Origin of the sequence: Vibrio sp. 1180_3 (genome assembly GCF_029478545.1) — a bacterium.
GTDB lineage: Bacteria > Pseudomonadota > Gammaproteobacteria > Enterobacterales > Vibrionaceae > Vibrio > Vibrio aestuarianus.
The window spans coordinates 61,298-84,474 of sequence record NZ_SJFM01000014.1 but is presented as its reverse complement, the minus strand read 5'-3'; the positions used below and the strand labels follow the sequence as shown (position 1 = coordinate 84,474).

General features: G+C 42.5%; 17 protein-coding genes. 5 read left to right on the top strand and 12 right to left on the bottom strand.

Annotated elements, in window-relative coordinates; all coding sequences use genetic code 11:
• Positions 1 to 45: 45 nt before the first annotated feature.
• Complete coding sequence (gene sixA, locus EYW48_RS10765) at positions 46 to 510, bottom strand: phosphohistidine phosphatase SixA (protein WP_172532352.1); 465 nt, start codon at positions 508 to 510, stop codon at positions 46 to 48.
• Positions 511 to 722: 212 nt separating this feature from the next.
• On the opposite strand from sixA, the gene EYW48_RS10760 reads away from it, so the two are divergent.
• Entirely contained in the window at positions 723 to 3,500 is a 2,778-nt protein-coding gene (locus EYW48_RS10760) for an insulinase family protein (RefSeq protein ID WP_277432393.1), read from the top strand.
• Between the two features lie 31 nt (positions 3,501 to 3,531).
• Here EYW48_RS10760 and EYW48_RS10755 read toward each other — a convergent pair whose 3' ends face one another.
• Positions 3,532 to 4,128 (bottom strand): VOC family protein, encoded by a 597-nt coding sequence (locus tag EYW48_RS10755; protein ID WP_261917503.1) that lies wholly within the window; start codon positions 4,126 to 4,128, stop codon positions 3,532 to 3,534.
• 205 nt (positions 4,129 to 4,333) lie between these two features.
• On the opposite strand from EYW48_RS10755, the gene argS reads away from it, so the two are divergent.
• Both argS and EYW48_RS10745 read left to right on the top strand, forming a co-directional pair.
• Positions 4,334 to 6,067, top strand: a complete 1,734-nt coding sequence (gene argS, locus EYW48_RS10750; protein WP_261915271.1) for an arginine--tRNA ligase — start codon at positions 4,334 to 4,336, stop codon at positions 6,065 to 6,067.
• An 85-nt stretch (positions 6,068 to 6,152) separates the two neighbouring features.
• Positions 6,153 to 6,581, top strand: coding sequence for an HIT domain-containing protein (locus EYW48_RS10745; RefSeq protein WP_053311808.1), 429 nt, complete (start codon positions 6,153 to 6,155; stop codon positions 6,579 to 6,581).
• A 54-nt stretch (positions 6,582 to 6,635) separates the two neighbouring features.
• Here the strand turns inward: EYW48_RS10745 and EYW48_RS10740 are convergent, their stop codons facing one another.
• The 5 genes from EYW48_RS10740 to znuA all read right to left on the bottom strand — a co-directional run bounded on the left by EYW48_RS10740 (position 6,636) and on the right by znuA (position 14,372).
• Positions 6,636 to 6,866 (bottom strand): FeoC-like transcriptional regulator, encoded by a 231-nt coding sequence (locus EYW48_RS10740; protein WP_053311809.1) that lies wholly within the window; start codon positions 6,864 to 6,866, stop codon positions 6,636 to 6,638.
• Positions 6,863 to 9,136 carry a Fe(2+) transporter permease subunit FeoB gene (feoB, locus tag EYW48_RS10735; RefSeq protein WP_277432392.1) on the bottom strand — a complete coding sequence of 758 codons (2,274 nt, stop codon included), beginning with the start codon at positions 9,134 to 9,136 and terminating at the stop codon, positions 6,863 to 6,865. The genes EYW48_RS10740 and feoB overlap by 4 nt, the downstream gene beginning before the upstream one ends.
• Entirely contained in the window at positions 9,136 to 9,363 is a 228-nt protein-coding gene (locus EYW48_RS10730; RefSeq protein WP_053311811.1) for a FeoA family protein, read from the bottom strand. The genes feoB and EYW48_RS10730 overlap by 1 nt, the downstream gene beginning before the upstream one ends.
• 593 nt (positions 9,364 to 9,956) lie before the next feature.
• Entirely contained in the window at positions 9,957 to 13,301 is a 3,345-nt protein-coding gene (locus EYW48_RS10725) for an AraC family transcriptional regulator (protein ID WP_277432391.1), read from the bottom strand.
• Positions 13,302 to 13,487: 186 nt separating this feature from the next.
• On the bottom strand, positions 13,488 to 14,372 hold the full coding sequence (gene znuA / locus EYW48_RS10720) for a zinc ABC transporter substrate-binding protein ZnuA (protein ID WP_176312158.1): 885 nt from the start codon (positions 14,370 to 14,372) through the stop codon (positions 13,488 to 13,490).
• An 84-nt stretch (positions 14,373 to 14,456) separates the two neighbouring features.
• Between znuA and znuC the strand changes: the two genes are divergently transcribed.
• Positions 14,457 to 15,242, top strand: a complete 786-nt coding sequence (gene znuC / locus EYW48_RS10715; protein ID WP_176245485.1) for a zinc ABC transporter ATP-binding protein ZnuC — start codon at positions 14,457 to 14,459, stop codon at positions 15,240 to 15,242.
• Entirely contained in the window at positions 15,235 to 16,014 is a 780-nt protein-coding gene (gene znuB, locus EYW48_RS10710; protein WP_176245486.1) for a zinc ABC transporter permease subunit ZnuB, read from the top strand. The genes znuC and znuB overlap by 8 nt, the downstream gene beginning before the upstream one ends.
• Positions 16,015 to 16,085: 71 nt before the next feature.
• Here the strand turns inward: znuB and sucD are convergent, their stop codons facing one another.
• From sucD to EYW48_RS10685, 5 genes are all read right to left on the bottom strand, one after another.
• Entirely contained in the window at positions 16,086 to 16,958 is an 873-nt protein-coding gene (gene sucD, locus EYW48_RS10705) for a succinate--CoA ligase subunit alpha (protein ID WP_053311816.1), read from the bottom strand.
• Complete coding sequence (gene sucC / locus EYW48_RS10700) at positions 16,958 to 18,124, bottom strand: ADP-forming succinate--CoA ligase subunit beta (RefSeq protein ID WP_053311817.1); 1,167 nt, start codon at positions 18,122 to 18,124, stop codon at positions 16,958 to 16,960. The genes sucD and sucC overlap by 1 nt, the downstream gene beginning before the upstream one ends.
• A 200-nt stretch (positions 18,125 to 18,324) precedes the next feature.
• A complete protein-coding gene (gene odhB, locus EYW48_RS10695; protein ID WP_053311818.1) occupies positions 18,325 to 19,527 on the bottom strand; it encodes a 2-oxoglutarate dehydrogenase complex dihydrolipoyllysine-residue succinyltransferase in 1,203 nt (400 codons plus the stop codon).
• Between the two features lie 29 nt (positions 19,528 to 19,556).
• A complete protein-coding gene (gene sucA, locus EYW48_RS10690) occupies positions 19,557 to 22,367 on the bottom strand; it encodes a 2-oxoglutarate dehydrogenase E1 component (RefSeq protein WP_168521483.1) in 2,811 nt (936 codons plus the stop codon).
• Positions 22,368 to 22,455: 88 nt separating this feature from the next.
• On the bottom strand, positions 22,456 to 23,169 hold the full coding sequence (locus tag EYW48_RS10685) for a succinate dehydrogenase iron-sulfur subunit (protein WP_053311820.1): 714 nt from the start codon (positions 23,167 to 23,169) through the stop codon (positions 22,456 to 22,458).
• Between the last annotated feature and the right edge of the window lie 8 nt (positions 23,170 to 23,177).

Sequence of the window (23,177 nt, the reverse complement as noted above, 5' to 3'; positions counted from 1 at the left end):
CGTAGCCTAGTTATTCATCTTATGGGAGTTTTTTACCCGCCCTCATTAAGGGTAGATACTCCACATCTGCTTTCCTTGCATAGTGTGCGGATCATAGTCGATGCCGATCAGTCCCGAGGTCGGAAACATCGGTGGTACAAGATCGGTGACAAATTCTGCGGCCAAATAACCGACTAATGGTAAGTGAGAGACCAATAAAACTGACTCTAACTGCTCGATATCGACTAACGCTGAAACATAGTCAAAGACCGTATCGGCTTGTCCATAGGGCGTAATATCATCATAAGTAACCACATCGTCAGATTCAAAATATGACGCGATAGATGCCCATGTTTGTTGCGCCCTTAAGTAAGGGCTAACAAGCACCTTGTCAAAGTGACGAAGACCTTGTTTCTCACAAGCAACGGCCACAGCTACTGACTCGCGCTGCCCTCTTTCGGTTAAGGCTCTTTCTGCGTCACTCGCGGCATAATGCTCAGCTTCTCCATGGCGCATAATAAAAATCTTCATTACTCATTCCTAGTGATTATCATGTTGGCAGTCTACGCTGCATTATTTTCAATTATATCAGGAGACCTAGCAAAGACTTCGACCTTGTTAACAGTCTATTAAAGTTGATCAAAGACTTAAAATGACATTTTGTTCATAAAATCGTTGCTTACTGTTTGCACCAAACAGTTTCAACGCCATAATTAGAATAGCATTTTCTGTGGAGATTCACCGTGCATTTAAGCCCAAACGACACTCACCATTATCGCTATGTAACATTGACCAACGGGTTGAGAACGTTACTAATTCAAGCCGATGATGCGCAAAAATCAGCGGCGGCCTTAGCGGTCAATGTCGGCCATTTTGATGATCCATCAGATAGAGAAGGCCTTGCACACTACCTCGAACACATGTTGTTTTTGGGCACAGAAAAATACCCGAAAGTAGGCGAATTTCAAAGTTTTATTAGTCAACATGGTGGCAGCAATAATGCCTGGACAGGAACAGAACATACTTGTTTCTTCTTCGATGTCAGCCCGAATACATTCGAAAAAGCCCTCGACCGCTTCAGCCAATTTTTCTGTGCTCCCCTGTTTAATGAAGAAGCCTTAGATAAAGAAAGACAAGCCGTCGATTCTGAATTTAAACTCAAACTCAACGACGACTCTCGCCGCTTGTACCAGGTGCAAAAAGAAACCATCAACCCTGCGCACCCCTTTGCGAAATTCTCGGTGGGTAATTTAGATACTCTATGTGACAGAAATGATGTTTCTATTCGCGAAGAAATCGTCCAGTTCCATAATCAACACTACTCTGCCGATTTAATGACGCTTGCTTTATCGGGCCCACATAGTCTAGATGAACTTGAGCAGCTAGCAGAAGAAAAGTTCTCTTCAATATTGAATCAGCAGCTTGGGCATAAATCTGTCTCGGAACCTTTTGTGTTGGAAGAGCATACCGGGGTATTTATCCAAATCGAGCCATTAAAGGAACTTCGTAAACTTATACTAAGCTTCCCAGCGCCAAGCATGGATGATTTTTATGAAGTGAAACCATTGTCTTACTTCGCTCATTTACTCGGTTATGAGGGTGAAGGGAGCTTGATGCTAGCCCTAAAAGAAAAAGGTTGGATCACCTCTTTATCAGCAGGGGGAGGCGCTAGCGGTAGTAACTATCGCGAGTTTTCGGTCAGTTTTAGTCTCACCCGCGAGGGACTAAATCATGTTGAGGTGATCATTCAAGCGCTCTTTAACCAAATTAGCCTGATCGCCGAGCAAGGACTAGATGAGTGGCGCTATAACGAAAAAAGAGCAGTGCTTGAATCGGCTTTTCGCTTTCAAGAAACCACTCGACCATTAGATATGGTGAGCCATTTAGTGGTAAATATGCAGCATTACAAGCCGCAAGACACCATTTATGGTGACTACATGATGGCAGGTTACGATGAACAACTTCTACGACAAATGCTTTCGTATCTAACGCCTAGCAACCTACGAGCTACTTTAGTTGCCAAAGGTGGTGCTTATGGCAAACACGTAAAATGGTATTCTACCCCCTATTCTGTGACGCCTTTTTCCGACTCACAGCTCGCACTATTTTCAACACCCATTGATATAGCGACCTCACTACCACCGAAAAATCCATTCATTAGTTACGACTTAGACCCAAAAGATTTGGAACCATCACAGTCAGAATATCCTGAAATTATTGAAGAGTTACCAGGTTTTCGTTTGTGGCACTTGCAAGATAGGGAATTTAGGGTACCTAAAGGGGTAATTTACATCGCCATTGATAGCCCGATTTCAGTTGCAAATCCGAGTAATATCGTCAAAACACGTCTATGCGTTGAAATGTTTTTAGATTCGCTTGCCAAAGAGACTTACCAAGCTGAAATCGCCGGCATGAACTACAACATGTACGCACACCAAGGTGGCGTTACATTAACTATTTCGGGGTTCAGTCAAAAACAACCTCAATTGATGGAAATGATTTTAGAGCGCTTCGCCAAACGTGATTTCAGCGAGAGTCGTTTTAAAACTATTAAACAACAACTTTTGCGAAATTGGCGTAATACGACTAAAGATCGCCCAATATCGCAGATTTTTAATGCCATGACAGGGATTTTGCAACCCAATAACCCTCCTCATCCCGTACTACTCGAGGCGTTAAAAGACATCAAGTTAGAAGAGTTACGTGACTTTGTTGATCAAATTTTAGCTCAGCTGCATGTTGAAATGTTCGTGTATGGAGACTGGTTACGGAAAGATGCACAAGCGATGGCCGAGACATTGAAGAATGCATTGCGAGTGAAAGACCAACAATATGGAGAGTCACTGCGCCCACTGATCATGCTTGGAAAAAATGGGACGTTTCAAAGAGAAGTTCATTGCGATCAAGAAGACTCTGCGGTAGTGGTGTACTACCAATGTGATGACACCTCAGCGCGCAATATCGCCTTATATTCACTGGCAAACCATCTGATGTCAGCGACTTTCTTCCATGAGATCCGTACCAAGCAACAGCTTGGTTATATGGTCGGCACGGGCAATATGCCACTCAACCGACACCCAGGTATTGTGCTTTATGTACAATCGCCTAATGCGGCTCCTAGCGAGTTAATCACCGCTGTCGATGAATTTCTGAATGCTTTTTACATGGTGCTTCTTGAACTTAATGAATACCAATGGCACAGCAGTAAACGCGGGCTGTGGAATCAAATTTCAGCGCCAGACCCAACACTACGTAGCCGAGCACAACGATTGTGGGTCGCCATTGGCAATAAAGATGCCGGATTTGACCAAAGAGAGTTGGTCTTGGAAGAACTTAAGTTACTCAGTCGCAGTGATATGATTCGCTTTATCGTTAATGAATTAAAACCAAGAACAGCAAACCGCTTGATTATGCACTCGCAAGGCAATGCTCATCACGATGCTGAAACGCTGAGCTTAGGCCAAGAAATCGGCTCAATTGAAGAATTTCAGCTTCGTCCTAAAGATTGCGATTTAGGTTAATATATTTAGCAGCAAAAATAGTCAGGGCAAGTTATGCTTGCTCTGACGCTACGATATCTTTCAATGAATGCGGGTGTAACTTAATACATATCCCCTGCCACTTAAAGGCAACTGTCGGGTTATTCAACCGTTCCCCCTCTCCTTTTGGGCTCGATAATTTTACTTTAACCCCTTTTGACTCAAGCTTATTCCACTGCTCTTGCAGAGATGGATAACGCGACTGTATGTCATGCAGATATTCTTGAGCAGTTTGCGCATTGGATTGCACAACAAACTCGATGTGTTCCCAAGTTTGCTGTGGGTAAATTTTTCCAGGAGCCGGATAAGGCAGTTCTAGACACTCAATTGACCAACCTAACACCTGTAATGGTGATGAAAATTCAAGCACAATAATAGGACGCCCGTTAATTTCAGCATTCGAAATCTCTCTTCCTTCATTAAGCCAAGCTTTATGTGCCAATATTGCTAAGTCAGGATCATTAATACGCAACGCGATGTGGTCGGCTTTATTGCTTGATAAATCAATATGCAAAATTTCAGTTAGGTCTTGAATTTTATGCATAAATTGAATGATATTTTGTTTTAACTGCTCAGGGTGAAGTTGTGCATCAATGAGAGGTTCAAACATTTAAACGGTCCAAAATAATGATTTTCACCCAATAGTACCAAGATCGGTTTGAAAAGTAGAAAATTTCCTAATTTAGTCCCTGTAAGCGCCTTAATAAAATTGGTACTATGTGCGCCAAATTATGAACAAAATCGAGATATGCATTCACCCAATGCGGTGAATAAAATGCATACCTTTGCAATTCCCAGAATTGAAGGACACGCGTGTGAATATCCAAGCACTTATTAATGACAAAGTATCTCAGGCTCTTGAAGCCGCTGGCGCACCTGCAGGCAGCCCTGCAGCTGTTCGCCAATCTGCAAAACCACAATTTGGTGACTACCAAGCAAACGGCGTTATGGGCGTTGCTAAACGACTAGGCACTAACCCTCGAGAATTTGCTCAGAAAGTATTGGACGTTCTAAACCTAGACGGTATCGCATCTAAAGTTGAAATCGCAGGTCCGGGTTTCCTAAACATCTTCCTAGATGAAGCTTTCCTAGCAAAACAAGCAGACGCAGCATTGGCTGATTCTCGCCTTGGTGTAGCAACCGCTGAAACGCAAACCATCGTTGCAGATTACTCTGCACCAAACGTTGCGAAAGAAATGCACGTTGGTCATTTACGTTCTACCATCATCGGTGATGCTGTGGTTCGTACATTAGAGTTTCTCGGTCATAAAGTGATCCGCGCTAACCATATCGGTGACTGGGGTACTCAGTTTGGTATGCTTATCGCCAACCTTGAACGAGTACAGCAAGAGTCAGGCGAAGTATCAATGGAACTGTCTGATCTTGAAGCCTTCTACCGCGAATCAAAACAACTGTACGACGAAGATGAAGCGTTCGCAGCTAAAGCGCGTGGCTATGTGGTAAAACTGCAAAGTGGTGATGCGTACTGTGCTGAAATGTGGAAGAAACTGGTTGATGTCACCATGATCCAAAACCAGCGCAACTATGACCGCTTGAATGTATCTTTAACTCGTGATGATGTCATGGGTGAAAGTATGTACAACGACATGCTACCAACTATCGTTGCCGATCTGAAAGAGAAAGGCTTAGCTAAAGAAGACGATGGTGCACAAGTTGTATTCTTAGATGAATACAAAAATAAAGATGGCGAACCAATGGGCGTTATCGTTCAGAAGCGTGATGGTGGTTTCCTATACACCACAACCGATATCGCTTGTGCTAAGTACCGTTACGAAACCTTGGGCGCGGATCGCGTCTTGTACTTCATCGACTCTCGTCAACATCAGCACCTAATGCAAGCTTGGACCATTGTTCGCAAAGCGGGTTATGTACCTGAAGAAGTCACTCTAGAGCACCACGCATTCGGTATGATGCTAGGTAAAGATGGACGTCCATTTAAGACTCGTGCGGGCGGTACAGTACGCCTTGCTGATCTTCTTGATGAAGCACAAGAGCGCGCTGCAAAACTAATTGAATCGAAAAACCCAGATCTCGCTGCAGATGAGAAAGCCAATATCGCAAATACAGTTGCGATGGCCTCTGTAAAATATGCCGATTTGTCTAAACACCGTACCACTGACTACGTATTTGATTGGGATAACATGTTAGCGTTTGAAGGGAATACTGCACCATACATGCAATATGCCTACACTCGCGTTGCATCTATTTTTGCAAAAGCTGGGGTATCAATGGATAACCTCACTGGCGAAATCAAAGTTACTGAAGAAAAAGAGAAAGCCCTCATTGCTAAACTACTTCAATTTGAAGAAGCGGTACAAACCGTTGCTCGTGAAGGTCAGCCACATGTTATGTGTAGCTACCTATTCGAACTTGCAGGTCAATTCTCTAGCTTCTATGAAGCCTGCCCGATCCTTGTAGCAGAAGATGATAGCATCAAACAAAGCCGTCTAAAATTGGCTGCGCTTACTGCGAAAACCATCAAGCAAGGCTTATCACTGCTAGGTATAGATACGCTAGAGCGTATGTAATTATTTGATGTGACAAATATAAAAGGTTGGCAAACGCCAGCCTTTTATTTTATCTAGTAAAACACGACTTATATTGGATAGCGCTATGGATTTTGAACTTCACCCTCAACTGACTAAAGATACTTCGTTAATAGGTCAGTTTCCTCTTTGCTTAGCTTTATTACACAAAGATAACGCGGTTCCGTGGGTTATTCTCGTCCCTAAACGAGCAAACTTAAAAGAATTACACCACTTACCCATGCACGAACAACAGCAATTTTTGCTTGAATCACAGGCGGTTAGCCAAGCACTTGAAGCAACATTTTGCCCCGACAAATTAAACCTAGGTGCACTAGGTAATATGGTGCCTCAACTTCATATTCACCATATCGCTCGCTTCAAAAGTGATATTGCTTGGCCTGGTCCTATTTGGGGAAATACTCAAGGCGTAATGCGCACCGAGCAAGAGCAGTACGAACTATTGAGAAGAATACAGAATGTACTTTCATTAAGTTCAATTTTTAATAAAGCTTAAACACAAAAGCCGCTGATAATTCAGCGGCTTTTAAAAATCGAACCATTAACGAAGTTACAAAGTTACCGTTAGTGATAAGCCATCATTGCGGTTCAGTGCATAACGCACCCTTGTCACATGATGCGCTTTGTTGGTATCGATGGTGCGTGAAATAATCCCTTTTTTAATCCAGACATTCAGCATTGCATCTACCCCATCCTCACTCATTGAAAATTTCTTGGCGAGGTCAGCACGGCTGACAATACCATTCTCTTCAATGTAACCTTTTAACTCAGTCAATATCATGCGGCTTGTATCTCCAGTAACGACTGCAATTTGCGCCCACGAATCTTCAGTGTTTGGTATATCAATAGACTCGTGATGACTATTGCGCCGATCCAAAGTGAACTTTTCACAGGTTGCTGCATAAAGTGGCTAGCTTGGTAATACAATGTCGCACTACCGTAGGCCAACCCCATGGTCCAAATCGCAATAAAACGGGCATATTTCATACCAAACTCACGCACATAAGCTCCCATTGCCGCGACACAAGGCGTATAAAGTAAGATAAAAATCAGATAAGCAAACGCTGCATGACCGGTCACAAAATGGTGCTTTAGGTTGCCAAAAATTGAAGCATCTACCGCTTGCTCTTCTGCAATAGCGTTACTGTCCGTTAAGTCACCAACTTCAATACCTAATGGATCAGAAAAACTTAACCCCATTAAGTTTTCAGGTATCGACATTACTGCCTCTTGCAGACTTGCTACAAGGTTATACTCACCCTCATCGCTGGCGGCTGATGTGTACAAGTTATTCAAAGTACCGACTACCGCTTCCTTGGCAAAAATGCCCGTGATAATACCTACCGTTGCAGGCCAGTTGTCTTGATTAACACCTATAGGTGCAAATACTGGAGTCACAACTTGCGCCGCTTTAGACAATACTGAATTGTCACTGTCTTCATTGCCAAAGCTACCATCGATACCAATTGAGTTTAAGAAACTCAAAATGGTCACGACCACAACAATGGTTTTCCCTGCGCCTAAAACAAAACGTTTTAATTTTTGCCACGTTTTGATCAGCACGTTTTGTATGGTAGGGATCTCATAGTCAGGCATTTCCATCACTAAACTATCACTGGAACCAGGAAAAAGTGTGTGCTTCAAAATAAGCCCAGTGGAAACTGCCGCCAAGATACCCAATAAATAAAGCGCAAAGACCACATTCTGACCGCTTTCAGGAAAGAAGGCCGCGGCAAATAATGCATATACAGGTAAGCGTGCACCACAAGACATAAACGGTGCCATTGACGCGGCCAATTTACGCTCACGCTCTTGATCTAATGTTCTGGTTGCCATAATCGCAGGAACATTACAACCAAAGCCTAGGACTAACGGCACAAAAGCTTTTCCTGGTAAACCGATACGCTGCATTACTTTATCCAGCACAAATGCGGCACGAGACATATAGCCCGAGCTCTCCAAAATAGCCAAGAAAAGATATAAACAAGCAATGACAGGAATAAAGGTGGCAACCGTTTGAATACCACCACCTAAACCATCAGCAAGCACAGTAACTAACCAAATTGGTAAATGGTCATCCAGTAGATAATGCCCACCATCAACCAATAATGCACCGACCCCGATATCAAAAAATTCAATGAATGCGCTACCAATGTTGATAGAGAACATAAACATTAGATACATGACTACAAAGAAAAATGGTACACCAATCCATTTATTTAAAATGAATTTATCGGCTTTTTCAGTGAAGTTATGGCTTAACTTCCCTTCCGTTTGACGGATTTTTTTACATTGCTCATGTAAAAAAGTGTATTTGGTATCAGCAACATGTAGGTCGATATCTAAACCACTTGATGTTTGCTCTCTACGAACAAGAGCACGCTGTGACTCAGGTAAACTATTAATCACCAACAGATCATTTTCTAAAGCACGAATAGCCAATGCACGCGCAACCACTTCTTGATGCTGAAAAGCTGTCGATAATTTTTCAATTGATCGTTCAAATGCCAAACCATAGTCAAGTACCAGTTCTTTAAGAGCAACACCTTGCAGTAATAATTTGTGCAATTTCTCTTTGAAGCTATTGACCTGCTCTTTACTGGTAGCCGACAGCATGAATACCGGGCAACCCAATATCTTTTCAAGTCTTTTAATATCAAGGCGTTGTCGCTCTCGCTTCAAAGCATCCATTTTATTCAAAACGACAATCATCGGACGCCCTAATTCACGAAGTTGCAGCGTCATGTATAAGCTACGTTCAAGGCAAGTCGCGTCGACAACATTGATAATGAGATCCGCTGGATGAGTCAATACCGCTCTAGAGGCAATAGACTCATCGATACTATTACTGTCATTACCACTATCTAAAGCGTAGATACCCGGCAGATCGGTTAATTTAAATTCGTCACCAGAGTGAGAATAGTGGCCTGTTTTTTTCTCTACGGTTACACCAGCCCAGTTACCGACTTGTTGTTTTGCACCTGTCAGGCCGTTAAATAGTGTTGTTTTTCCACTATTGGGGTTACCAACGGTTAGAATTTGATATTGCATTAAGCTTTCTCCACCTCAATACAAGCTGCGATTTTTTCACGCACAGCTAATGACACTCCTCTTACTTCAATTTGAAGTGGGTCTCCCATTGGAGCTCGTCGAACTAAAGTCACCGCAGTTTGAGGCAACAATCCCATCACCATCAATTTTTTGCGAACATCGTTTGGAAGTTGGTAAAACGCCGTAATATTTGCGCTTTCCCCTGCTTTTAATTGAGATAGTTTCATTTATAGCACTCTCAATGGTAGTGGTAATGAGAAATATTTTTATTAACATGAATAATACACGTTGATACGACTAATGTTCTTGAGTGAAATCAAAGATTGCGCAAATCAAAACGTTGCTTTTGTTAAAACGTACCACGTCAAAAACGTTAAATTGACCTTTTCATAAAATAACAAATGAACAAAAAAATGAACTCATGCTTACGACCTTTCTATTTTTATATTTAAAATCATAATGTTATGAAAATATCGAACTATGTCGCTTTTCTTATGGCATCTTGTCGTTAATTTTATAAGTGAAATAAGTGATTAGTCATATAGTGAACCCATCGAAAGGAAACTTCTCCTTTGATATGAATCCAGAGGTGATGTGAGGCTAACTCATATCACTCCGGCAGCAAGCGAAGGCACCTTTGGTGCCCGTGGTATAGTCCCCCCGGCTATACCACGATATTTTTTTTATCATCACACCAAAACTTTCTCTTCGAATACGACAATTCAATCAACATACTCTTAGGCATATCTATATCTATTTTCAATCATCATGCTCGCTACAAAACGTTCTTGAGCTCGCTAAGCTTATGGGGTTAGTTTTTTTACTCGTTGTCATCAATAAACTGAGTCGGAGATAAACCAAAGTGATGTTTGAATCTTTGGCTAAAGTAGGAGGGATCATTAAAGCCGCTGTCGAAAGCAACTTGAGATATTTTTTCACCAGCTAATAAACGCTGACATGCTTTTTCTAAGCGAACCTCATTCAAATACTCTTTGAAGGTTTTTCCAGTAACAGCTTTAAAACGTCGCTGAAGGCTTCTCTCTGAAACAAATAAGAGCTTAGCGGCCGATGATGTACTGAAGTCAGGGTCGGAATAGTATTGCTGTATCAGCAGTTCAACTTTTTTGAGCCACTCTTTCTCCAGCGGCTCAATCGTTACCTTCTCTGCGGCATCTTCCAGTTCAATGGCTTCAGACTCTTCTGTTAATAAATCCACACTAGGCCAAGAAAGCTCTGTCAAGTTTCGCTCTGAAGAAGAAAAAATATGGATTTCACCACCTGAAGATCGCATTAATTGATGTAACTCTTCTTGTTCAAAACCGGAAGTAGAGCCGTCAACGCTTGAGTTCATCATTTGATCACCACTATCAATAATAACAACAAATAAACGTCTTTCACGCTCATAGCAGTGGATCTGTAATGATTGATTGCGATATAGACGATTAACAGCATCAGACAGTAACGTATTGAAAATTAAATCAAAATTAAAGCTTTCAGATTCAATATAAGATTGCTTGAGCTCATTATTTACGACTAATGTGATTTCGGCTTTATCGAATTCATCTCGCCAACTGTCGATTGATGAGTTAAGAATGATCGATAAATCATAAATTTGCTGAGTGGAAGCTTTATCACTTCTCACATTCCGTAATAGCGTAAGTTCTCGTTTCACTTTTTGTGCAAGACGTTCTAAACGACCAAGTTGATTGAGTTGGGTACGATAAATCAACTGATCTAGAGTAGGTGAAATTGAATCTAGCATCTGTTCCACAAAAACATGTCGAATTTGTAGCTGCTTACGTAATTGGTGGTTGTTAGTGAGTACAATTTTACTTTGATGGCGTAATTGTTCCGTCTTCAATGCCACTTGTGATTTCAATTCTCTGTTCGCTTTCGCCACCCAATGCGAACGCCATAAAGAGGCTACAGCAACACAGCCCAATACTATAATGCTGTAAAACAAGATTGCCCATGATGAAAGATACCACGGCTTAGCAACAACAAATGATAAGCTGTTCATTGTGCTGTTTTGTGGATATTGAGTGTGGTCTCTAACTAAAATTCGGTAGTCACCAGGAAGTAAATGATCCAGCGTTAATTGCGAACCCTCTAGCGGTTGCCACTGGCCATCGCCTTCAATACGAAATTCAAGCGATTGGGTTCGGGATTCAGGTAAAGAACCAAATAAAAAACTAATCGAGCTACCATATTTCAGTTCTAGAGGGTGAAAACGGCTACGACCAATCATCACTGGCGTATGATCGATACTTATTTGGCTAAAAATAATCGACGTATTTGGGGGGGTAGCCGTAACAAGTTTATCCGGTGAGACCCTAAGCAGACCAAAACGGGAACCAGACAACAACCACGCTTTATTATCAATAATACTTGATGTACAAACCCCACTTTGAAATTCATTATGAATAAGACCGTGAGGTGCAGCATAGTGTTTTTTTATATCACCTTGTCGATTATAAAGAGAGATACCATTCGATGAAGTAAGCCATATTCCTTCTTGTGATTCGGCTAAGCATTTAGGGCTGATATTATCCTCGGCCAAAGGGATTGAATTAAATTCATTCCTGTCATGAGAAAGGTTAAACAAACCGTAACTACTCGCAAACCAGATATCCCCATTGCTCCCTTCAAGTATATTAACACTGCGCCCATAACCACTTGTTGGCCGTCGAAAAACGATCTTACCTTGATTTAAGGTATAAACACCATGGTCTGTCCCGATAAACAGACCACGCTGAGTCGCTTTTAATAAGGTCACTTTAGCCGGCAGAAAGGCGTCAACAAACCAATCGATACCGTAATTAGTCAACGTATTAGCACCAACATCATAGGACCACAGTTGGTTCTCATTCGCTCCCCACAATAAACCGTTATTATCAAGGGTTAGGTGTAGGATACCTGCCGTGCGTAGATTCAAGGGCAAATGAGAGGATTCCTCCGCCTCGGTTTCTAAGTTATAGACAACAAGACCTTCATGGGTGGCAAGCCATAACGATGTGTTACTCAATTGCACAAAATCATTTATTGGCAGGTTGAACAAAAGCTTAATCTTGTTCCAATTACTATCGAATTGGTAGAGACCTTGATTGGTTAATACCCAGTAGCCTTTTTTATCTAACCGCGGAACAATTTTCTTAATTTGATTATGAATTAACTGTGGTTGCTGGTTGCGTTCAAAACGAAACCCAAAAAGCGAAAAATAGCGAATTCCTTTATCCGTTGCTATCCAAATACCACCTTGTAAATCATTGACTAAAGAGTAAATTTGATTACCTGGCAAACCATTGCTGTCTTGATCATTACTTTCCAATTTAACTACGTTGTTGGTCAGAAATGAGTAGACGAATAGACCATCTTCGGTACCAACCCAATATTCGTTGTCGGTTTCAGCCAATGATAATACGTGTGAATATCCAATCCGTTTTGGTTGTTGGGAATTTGGATTTTTCATATCGATAATGAGCGCTCCGTTCAGCGTACCAACGATAAGCTCTCTGTTTTTTGCAGAAAAATAAAGCTTTTCAATAAAATGCTTCTTCGAGCTCAATACATGAGAAAATCTTTCGCCATCAGATAAATAAACACCAGCATTGGTTGCTAGCACCCACTTTGACAATAGAAATTTAGCATCATTGATTGTCAATTGACTGACTTGGTTGAATTGATACATATCCGACAACGGATAAGTATCAATTCTTTTTGTCTGGATATTATAGGTGTAAAAATGTGCGTCATCGGTTAACCAAATAAAACCGTTAGAAGCACCTATATTTTTTATAACTGAACCGGCTGTGAGGCTGAAAACAAGCTCTCGGTGTTGGGCAGGGTAAGTACGATAAACTTCATTCTCAACGTAAGACCAAAAAGCATTATCGAAATAAGCAATGTGACCGCTGTCTTGTGCCAGTACTGAACCGCGACGAGGAAGGATATTTTGTCCATCAAAGAACACCACTTTACCATGAACATCGTGTATCCATATCCCCCCTTCATCACCCAAGAATAAGTTTTGGGCAACAAAGACTTTGCCTTGAGCTTGGGTTGGCAAGGGGTAAAAAATCGAAGGGGCTTTGTCCAGGGCTTGTGCATACGACGCCAATAACAGAAGTAGTAAGCACAAAACCTGACTCAAATATTTGGAATACAAAAATGTTCCTTTCAACAGCAGAGCCTTAATCGATGATACGCCTAATCATTAAACGTTTTTTTGCGACGATAATTATCAACTATTCTAGCTAAACTTATAATTTTTTGAAGTTAAGGAACAAATAAAACAATAATATTTAGTGAAAATGACCACAAGTAAATGTACAACAAACAATACAGCGTGCATCTATTCAGACAAGCAGCCATAAATGCTATTACTCAACTGGTTCAGCAACTCAAAATAGCTGCCACTTTTCACATCTATATCCATACCCAACGGGTCGAGCACACCGCTATTCACTTGGCTACCTCGAGTCACGGTATCGATAACAGCTGGAGTAAACTGTGGCTCTGAAAAAACACATTTAGCTTCATTTTTCGCAAGTGAATTTTTAATGTTGATCAGGGTCTTAGCCCCAGGTTTTCGATCTGGGCTAACGGTAAAGTGACCCATATTATTTAACTGATATTGTTGCTCAAAATATCCATAAGCATCATGAAAAACGTAATAACCTTTATGTTTAACCGAACTCAACTGCTGAACAATATTTCGGTTAGTGATAGCTATTTCATTTAAGAAACTTTCTAAGTTAGCTTGGTATAGCAGCGCATTATCTACATCAGTGCTCTTTAAGCGCTCTGTGATTGCACTAGCGACCTGTTTAGCTTGCTCAACCCCAAGCCAAAAATGAGGATCATGAGTTCCATGGTTATGTCCATCATGGTCATGGTCATGGTGATCACCAGAGAATTCTCTTAACTTTAGTTCAGGTATTTGACTAATGGTTAAGACGTTATGATGTGCTTGTAAGGTTTTACTTAAAAATGGCTCTAAATCTTCGCCATACCAAATCACTAAATCGGCTGCTCTTATCTTTTTTACATCAGACGGGCGCATTGCGTAATCATGAGGTGATGTGTTGGAACCAAGTAATACCGTTGGTTCTGTGACGCCTTTAGTCAGTTCAAAGGTGATCATTTGAATCGGTTTAATACTTGTCAAAACGGTATTAGCCCAAACCAGTGGTGATAAGGTAGCTAAGCATAAACAGTAGGCGATTTGACGCAACATGGTGGTTTTTCCATTCGGTATATAGCGTTAAAGAGAGCGAAATGTTACATTATAACACTTCCTAATTGCAAATAAGTTCCATTCATGTCCAGCTTAATTCAACTGCAAGATATTTGCGTAGACTTTAATGATCGTCGTGTTTTAGACAATATCAGCATTAGTCTGGAAAAAGGCAAAATTACAACGTTGATCGGTCCCAATGGTGCAGGTAAATCAACACTCGTCAAAGTTTTATTAGGGCTGCAAAAACAAAACAGCGGTACGATTACTCGGGCAAAAAAACTTAAAATTGGCTATGTTCCACAAAAACTAAAGCTCAATGACTCGTTACCCTTACCAGTTAAACGTTTTTTAAGCTTAGCGGGCAATTTCAGTAAGCAAGAGTTATTAGATGCGCTGAGACTGGTTGGCGCTGAACATTTACTAAATAACGATATGCATAAGTTATCCGGGGGAGAAACTCAGCGAGTTTTAATTTCTCGCGCCCTTTTACAACGACCTGATATGCTAATTTTGGATGAACCAGCCCAAGGCGTTGATGTTCAAGGCCAGATCGATCTCTATGACCTCATTGATGCTATACGCCACCGCTTTGGTTGCAGTGTGTTTATGGTTTCACACGATTTACATTTAGTGATGGCTAAAACTGATGATGTCATATGCTTACATCATCATATTTGCTGCTCTGGCTCTCCTGCAGCGATCACGCAGCACCCAAGCTACATAGCTCTGTTTGGTACAAGTAACCGTGAAACGCTTGCGTTTTACCACCATCAGCATGAGCATCATCACCATGACTTAGCCGGTCAACCAGTAAAGGGCGATGCGACTTGCTGCCCTAATCATTCACACGGTCACCATCATGATTGAATTTCTTCTCCCATCAATACTTGCAGGCATCGGTATTGCTATTCTTGCCGGACCACTAGGTTCTTTCGTTGTTTGGCGTAAGATGGCCTACTTTGGCGATACACTAGCACACGCCTCTTTAATGGGATTGGCGCTTGGCTTTTTATTAGATATAAACCTTTATCTAGCGTTACTCGCTTGCTGCCTTGGTCTTGCCATCATTCTTGTTACTATGCAAAAACAGCAGTTGGTGGCCACTGATACATTACTTGGTATTTTGGCACACAGCTCATTATCTGTTGGCTTAATTGCCGTGAGTTTTCTTGATAATGTACGCATTGATCTAATGAGTTATCTATTTGGTGACTTACTCGCGGTTAATACCACAGACCTCATGTTTATTTGGTCAGGTGTCATTGCTGTCAGTATTTTATTATTGATTTTTTGGCGACCATTACTTTCAACCACAGTGAATGAAGAGCTGGCCTTTGTCGAAGGCATCAACGTCGATCTGATGCGACTCATTTTAATGCTGCTGATTGGTGTTGTTATCGCTTTGGGTATGAAATTTGTTGGTGCCTTGATCATGACATCGCTACTGATTATACCTGCAGCAACCGCCAGACGTTTGTCCACCACTCCAGAACAAATGGCTTTCATTGCTTCCGTTATTGGAGCATTAGCTGTACTAGGTGGTTTAACTCTTTCATGGCATTTTGATACACCAGCTGGTCCTTCCGTTGTGATCAGTGCAAGCTGTATGTTTATGTGTAGTCAATTTGTAAAACGCTAAAACCCTTACCTATAAAAATAATAAACCCCAGATTTTATCTGGGGTTTATTGCTCAGTCAGTAGTGAGAGAGCTACCAGCCAGTCACTTCACGAAGTGCTTTACCGATATCCGCCAAACTTTTTACTGTTTTAACGCCAGCCGCTTCAAGAGCCGCAAATTTATCTTCTGCCGTACCTTTACCACCAGAAATAATCGCCCCCGCATGGCCCATGCGTTTACCTGGAGGAGCCGTTACACCAGCGATATAAGAAACAACCGGTTTAGTCACATTATCTTTAATAAATGCCGCCGCTTCTTCTTCCGCGGTACCACCAATTTCGCCGATCATAACAATCGCTTCAGTTTCCGGATCTTCTTCAAACAGTTTAAGAATATCAATAAAGTTAGAGCCTGGAATTGGGTCACCACCAATACCAACACAGGTTGATTGGCCAAAGCCTTCATCCGTGGTTTGCTTTACTGCTTCATAAGTCAAAGTACCTGAGCGAGATACAATACCGACTTTACCTTTCTTATGAATATGGCCTGGCATAATACCAATTTTACATTCATCCGGTGTAATAACACCTGGGCAGTTAGGGCCGATCATTCGTACGCCAGATTCGTCCAGACGTACTTTTACATCGAGAAGATCAAGAGTTGGGATACCTTCCGTGATAGTAACAATCAGTTTGATGCCTGCATCAATCGCTTCTAGGATCGCATCTTTACAAAAAGCAGCGGGAACATAGATAACAGAGGCTGTCGCGCCAGTTGTTTCAACAGCTTCACGTACTGTATTAAATACTGGAAGACCTAAATGGGTTTGGCCACCTTTGCCAGGAGAAACGCCACCGACCATTTGAGTGCCGTAGGCAATCGCTTGTTCTGAGTGGAACGTACCTTGTCCACCAGTAAACCCTTGGCAGATAACTTTTGTATCTTTATTAATTAGTACCGACATTATTTGCCCTCCGCCGCAGCAACTACTTTTTCCGCAGCTTCAGTTAGAGAAGTCGCAGCAATGATGTTTAGACCACTTTCCGCCAGCTTTTGAGAGCCTAGCGGCGCGTTGTTACCTTCAAGGCGCACAACGACAGGAACCGTAACACCCACTTCTTCTACAGCGCCAATGATACCGTCAGCAATCAGGTCACAACGAACGATGCCACCGAAGATATTAACAAGCACGGCTTTAACGTTTGAATCAGAAAGAATGATCTTAAATGCTTCTGTTACACGCTCTTTTGTTGCGCCACCACCAACATCTAGGAAGTTTGCCGGTTTGCCGCCATGCAGGTTAACGATGTCCATCGTTCCCATCGCAAGACCGGCGCCATTGACCATACAACCAATGTTGCCTTCAAGAGCGACATAGTTAAGTTCCCACTGAGCTGCATGAGCTTCACGTTCATCTTCTTGCGATGGATCATGCATTTCACGTAATTTTGGCTGGCGGTACATCGCGTTAGAGTCGATGTTAATTTTACCATCTAGACAAAGCAGATTACCTTCAGCGGTAATAACAAGCGGGTTAATCTCAAGCAGGGCAAGGTCATATTGTGCAAACATATTGCCAAGACCCATGAAGATTTTTACAAATTGCTTGATTTGATCACCTTCAAGCCCAAGTTTGAATGCCAGTTCACGGCCTTGGTAAGCCTGCGGTCCTACAAGTGGATCAATCGCGGCTTTATGAATCAGTTCAGGTGTCTCTTCTGCCACTTTTTCAATCTCGACACCACCTTCCGTAGATGCCATGAATACGATACGACGAGATGAACGGTCGACAACCGCTCCAAGGTAAAGTTCGTTCGCTATGTTTGAAGCTTCTTCTACCAAAATTTTAGATACAGGCTGACCATTTGCATCTGTTTGGTAAGTGACAAGATTCTTGCCTAGCCATTTCTGGGCAAAATCTTTAACACCATCTTTGGTGTCATGCAACTCAACGCCGCCCGCTTTACCGCGACCACCAGCGTGTACCTGACATTTGACGACTTTTTTGGCTGTACTAATACGACCCGCAGCTTCAAAAGCTTCTTGTGGCGTATCACAGGCGTAACCTTCTGGTACAGGCAAACCGAATTCTGCAAACAGCTGTTTGGCTTGATATTCATGCAAATTCATTATGTTATTCCGTTTGTTTATCCCTTAAGGGATTTATTATTTCCATAAAGCGACAGCCTCTGCTGTGCTGTACGTCTGTAGGGTGCTTCTCAAATTAAGCGAAGGTATTGGTACTCTTGCTTAAATGAAGGCTAAACGTGAGCATGCTTAGCCTTAAGGTTACTGGCGACTGTTACAGCCGCCAGTGTTGAAAACTCAGCTTAAACATCTAGTAATAGACGAGCTGGATCTTCAAGTAGTTCTTTGATTGTCACAAGGAAACCAACCGATTCACGTCCATCGATAAGACGGTGATCGTAAGATAGAGCTAGGTACATCATTGGCAAAATTTCTACTTTACCATCGACAGCCATAGGACGATCTTGGATTTTGTGCATACCAAGAATTGCAGCTTGTGGCGGGTTAATGATTGGCGTCGACATCAACGAGCCAAACACACCGCCATTCGTGATAGTAAAATTACCACCAGTCAATTCTTCAACCGTTAACTTGCCGTCACGACCTTTGATTGCAAGCTCTTTGATGCCTTTTTCAATTTCAGCAAGGCTCAATGTATCACAATCTTTTAAGACTGGCGTCACAAGACCACGTGGTGTAGAAACAGCCATGCTGATATCGAAATAGTTATGATAAACAATTTCTTCACCATCAATAGAAGCATTCACTTCAGGGTAACGCTTGAGCGCTTCAGTCACCGCTTTGACATAAAACGACATAAAGCCAAGACGAATACCATGCTTCTCTTCAAACAAGCCTTGATACTGCTTGCGAAGATCCATGATCGGTTTCATGTTCACTTCGTTGAATGTCGTTAACATCGCGGTGCTATTTTTCGCTTCCAATAAGCGCTCAGCAACACGCTTACGCAAACGAGTCATTGGCACGCGTTTTTGGCTACGTGCGGCAGCTTGCACTGGAGCAACTTCAACCATTGGAGCTGTCTTTTTCGCATTCGCTAGGTGAGCATCAATATCTTCACGAGTGATACGTCCGCCAACCCCGCTACCTTTAACCTGACTAGCTTCCAAACCATGCTCAGCAAGCAAGCGGCGAACTGCAGGGCTTAGAGCGTCATTGCTCTCTTCGGTTAACGTTGCTTTGTGGCGCTTATCAGGTGAAGGCTCTGTATCACTCGTTGTATCTTTTGTTGGTTCACCAGCGACTGCGCCTGGTTTCAACTTAGCTAACAACTGCTTAGAAAGTACTGTTGCACCTTCTTCTTCAACAATGACTTCAAGTACACCAGCTTCAGGAGCGGGAACTTCAAGCACAACTTTATCAGTTTCAATTTCAACAATAACTTCATCACGTTCAACCGCTTCGCCTGGCTTTTTGTGCCATGTTGCTACGGTTGCATCTGCAACTGATTCAGGTAGATCTGGAACCAGAATTTCAATTGTCATATCTGTATCTTCCTTTTACTTCTAGTTCTTTAAGCTAGGGTCAGAGCGTCTTCAACCAACGCTTTTTGTTGTTTCAAGTGTACTGACATATAACCAACCGCTGGTGAAGCAGATGCTGGACGCCCTGCATATTTCAGATCAGCACCTGCTGGAATGGCAGAACGGAAGTTATGTTGGCTACTGTACCAAGCACCTTGGTTTTGTGGCTCTTCTTGGCACCATACGTAATCAACAACATTAGTGTACTGAGCAATGGCTGCTTCCACTTCCTCTTTAGGGAATGGATACAACTGTTCTATCCGCACGATCGCAACATCATCTTGTTCGTTGTTACGACGTTGCTCAAGTAAGTCGTAGTAAACTTTACCTGAACAGAACACCACACGTTTCACTTTAGCTGCATCAAGGTTATCAATTTCACCAATTGCTGGTAAGAATGAACCTTCGGCTAAATCTTCAAGCGTTGATGTACATAGCGGATGACGTAGCAAAGATTTCGGCGACATTACAATCAACGGTCGACGCATCGGACGAACCACTTGACGACGTAGCATGTGGTAAACCTGAGCTGGCGTTGATGGAACAATAACCTGCATGTTTTGTTCTGCACATAGCTGCAAGTAACGTTCTAAACGGGCTGATGAGTGCTCTGGACCTTGGCCTTCATAACCATGAGGCAGAAGCATAGTTAAGCCACACAAGCGCGCCCATTTTTGTTCACCAGAAGAAATAAACTGGTCGATAACAACTTGAGCACCATTAGCAAAGTCACCAAACTGCGCTTCCCAAATCGTTAGGCCGCTTGGTTCTGCTGTTGCATAGCCATACTCAAATGCCAATACAGCTTCTTCAGAAAGAACAGAATCGAGCACTTCAAACGGGCCTTGCTTGTCATGAATATTGGCTAAAGGAATATAGGTGCTTGCATCGCTTTGATTATGCAATACCGAATGGCGATGGAAGAAAGTACCACGCCCAGAGTCTTGCCCAGAAATACGAATGCGCTTGCCATCATCGACTAATGTCGCATAAGCAAGTGTTTCAGCCATACCCCAGTCCAACAGCTTTTCACCGTTTACCATCGCTTGACGATCGTTGTATATTTTATCAACACGGCTTTGCAGCTTATGGCTTTCTGGATACTGACAAATTCTGTTGCCTAGCTCTTTTAAACGCCCCAGGTCAATTTGGCTATCCCAAGGCATATCCCATTCATGGCCAATATACGGTGACCAATCAACCGAATGCAGCGCCATTGGACGCCACTCTTTCACGACCACTTCGCCATGATCAAGAGCATCACGATATTCATTGACTAATTGAGTAGCCGTTTCTATATCGAATTCACCGCGTTCAATTAACACATCAGCATAAAGCTTACGTGGTGTTGGATGCTTCTTGATCTTTTGGTACATCAAAGGCTGCGTTGCATTAGGTTCATCAGCTTCGTTATGGCCATGGCGTCGGTAACAGACTAAGTCAATAACCACATCACGTTTAAACTCATTGCGATAATCAAGCGCAATGCGCGTAACAAAAGCAACGGCTTCAGGGTCATCAGCATTCACATGGAAAATAGGTGCTTGGACCATTTTTGCGATGTCAGTACAGTACATAGTCGAACGCGTATCACGAGGGTTCGAAGTCGTAAAACCAACTTGGTTATTAATGACGATACGTACCGTACCACCAACGCAGTAACCACGCGCCAAAGACATATTAAAGGTTTCAGCAACGACACCTTGTCCTGCGACCGCAGAATCTCCATGAATTGAAATCGGTAACACCGCTGAGCCATCCTCATCACCTAAGCGATCTTGACGAGCTCTAACAGAACCAATAACAACAGGGTTAACGATCTCAAGGTGAGATGGGTTGAATGCTAGTGCTAAATGCACATCACCACCTGGAGTGGCAAAATCAGCCGAGAAACCTTGGTGATATTTAACATCACCCGTCCCCCACGTTTCATCATGCTTACCAGCAAATTCATCGAATAAATCTTGAGGTTTTTTACCCAGGACATTGACTAGCATATTCAAACGACCACGGTGAGCCATTCCAATCACAACTTCCCTCATGCCATTACCGCCAGCATGTCGAATCAGTTCTTTCATCATTGGAATTAACGCATCACCACCTTCGAGTGAGAAACGCTTAGCACCGGGGAATTTCGCACCAAGATAACGCTCAAGCCCTTCAGCCGCTGTAAGTTCTTCAAGGAATACTCGTTTTTCATCTTGAGTAAAGGATGGCTGACCAACCACAGACTCTAAACGCTGCTGAATCCAACGTTTTTGCTCAGTATCTGTCATGTGCATATATTCTGCACCGATAGATCCGCAATAGGTTTTATTCAGGGCTTGATGAATATCTTTCAACTTCATGGTTTCTTGCCCAATAGCAAAAGAACCGACGTTGAAAGTTTCTTCGAGATCATCTTCGTTGAGATTATGAAATGACGGGTCTAATTCAGCAACAGGTGGACGTTGCCAAAGACCGAGGGGATCAAGCTGGGCAGCTTCATGACCGCGGAAGCGGTAAGCATTAATTAGCTGCAAGACTTTTACTTGCTTTGCATCGACATCAGGATCACTAACTTGGACATTGTAATGCTTTGTTTCTTTAGCGAGTCGTCGGAAGTAGTCACGGACACGTGAATGTGGTTGTTCTACCACATTGTCAGATTGCGCAGGCAATCCATCAAAAACACGTTTCCACTCCTCACTTACCAGATCGGGATCACTTAGATACAGTTCGTAGAGGTCCTCTACGTAAGTTGCATTGGCGCCAGCCAAGTGTGAAGACTCGAGCCATGCCTTCATCACGCCGTTGTGCATATTTTCCCTTAACCAGTAGTTTTCACGTTTGCTTCGGTCTATGCCGAGCTATTAAAGGCAGGTCCGAAGACCTGCAATTTTATTCATTTTAAACCGAGCGATTAACAAGCATAGATTTGATATGCCCAATTGCTTTCGTCGGGTTTAATCCCTTAGGACAAACACTTACACAATTCATGATGCCATGGCAACGAAAAACGCTAAATGCATCATCAAGATTAGATAAACGTTCATCTGTTGCAGTATCTCGACTATCAATTAACCAACGATACGCCGCAAGCAAACCAGCAGGGCCGATAAATTTATCCGGGTTCCACCAAAAAGATGGGCACGATGTTGTACAGCATGCACACATGATGCATTCGTACAAACCATCTAGGTGGGCACGTTCGTCTGGTGACTGAAGATTCTCGCGTGCAGGCGGTAAGTTTCCATCCGTCACTAAATATGGCTTAACTTTTTCATAGTTCTCATAGAACTGAGCCATATCGACAATCAGGTCACGTACTACTGGTAAACCAGGCAGAGGACGAATGACAATGGTGTCTTTGTTTAACAACGCCGACAGCGGAGTAATACAAGCCAAACCATTTTTACCATTCATATTCAAACCATCAGAACCACAAACCCCTTCACGGCATGAACGGCGGAAAGCGATGGTTGGGTCTTGCTCTTTCAGTAAGATCAACGCATCCAACACCATCATGTCAGAGCCTTCTTCCACTTCCAGCACGTAATCCTTCATGTATGGCTTCTGATCGACATCTGGATTGTAGCGGTATATAGAGAATTTCAATTTCATAATAACGC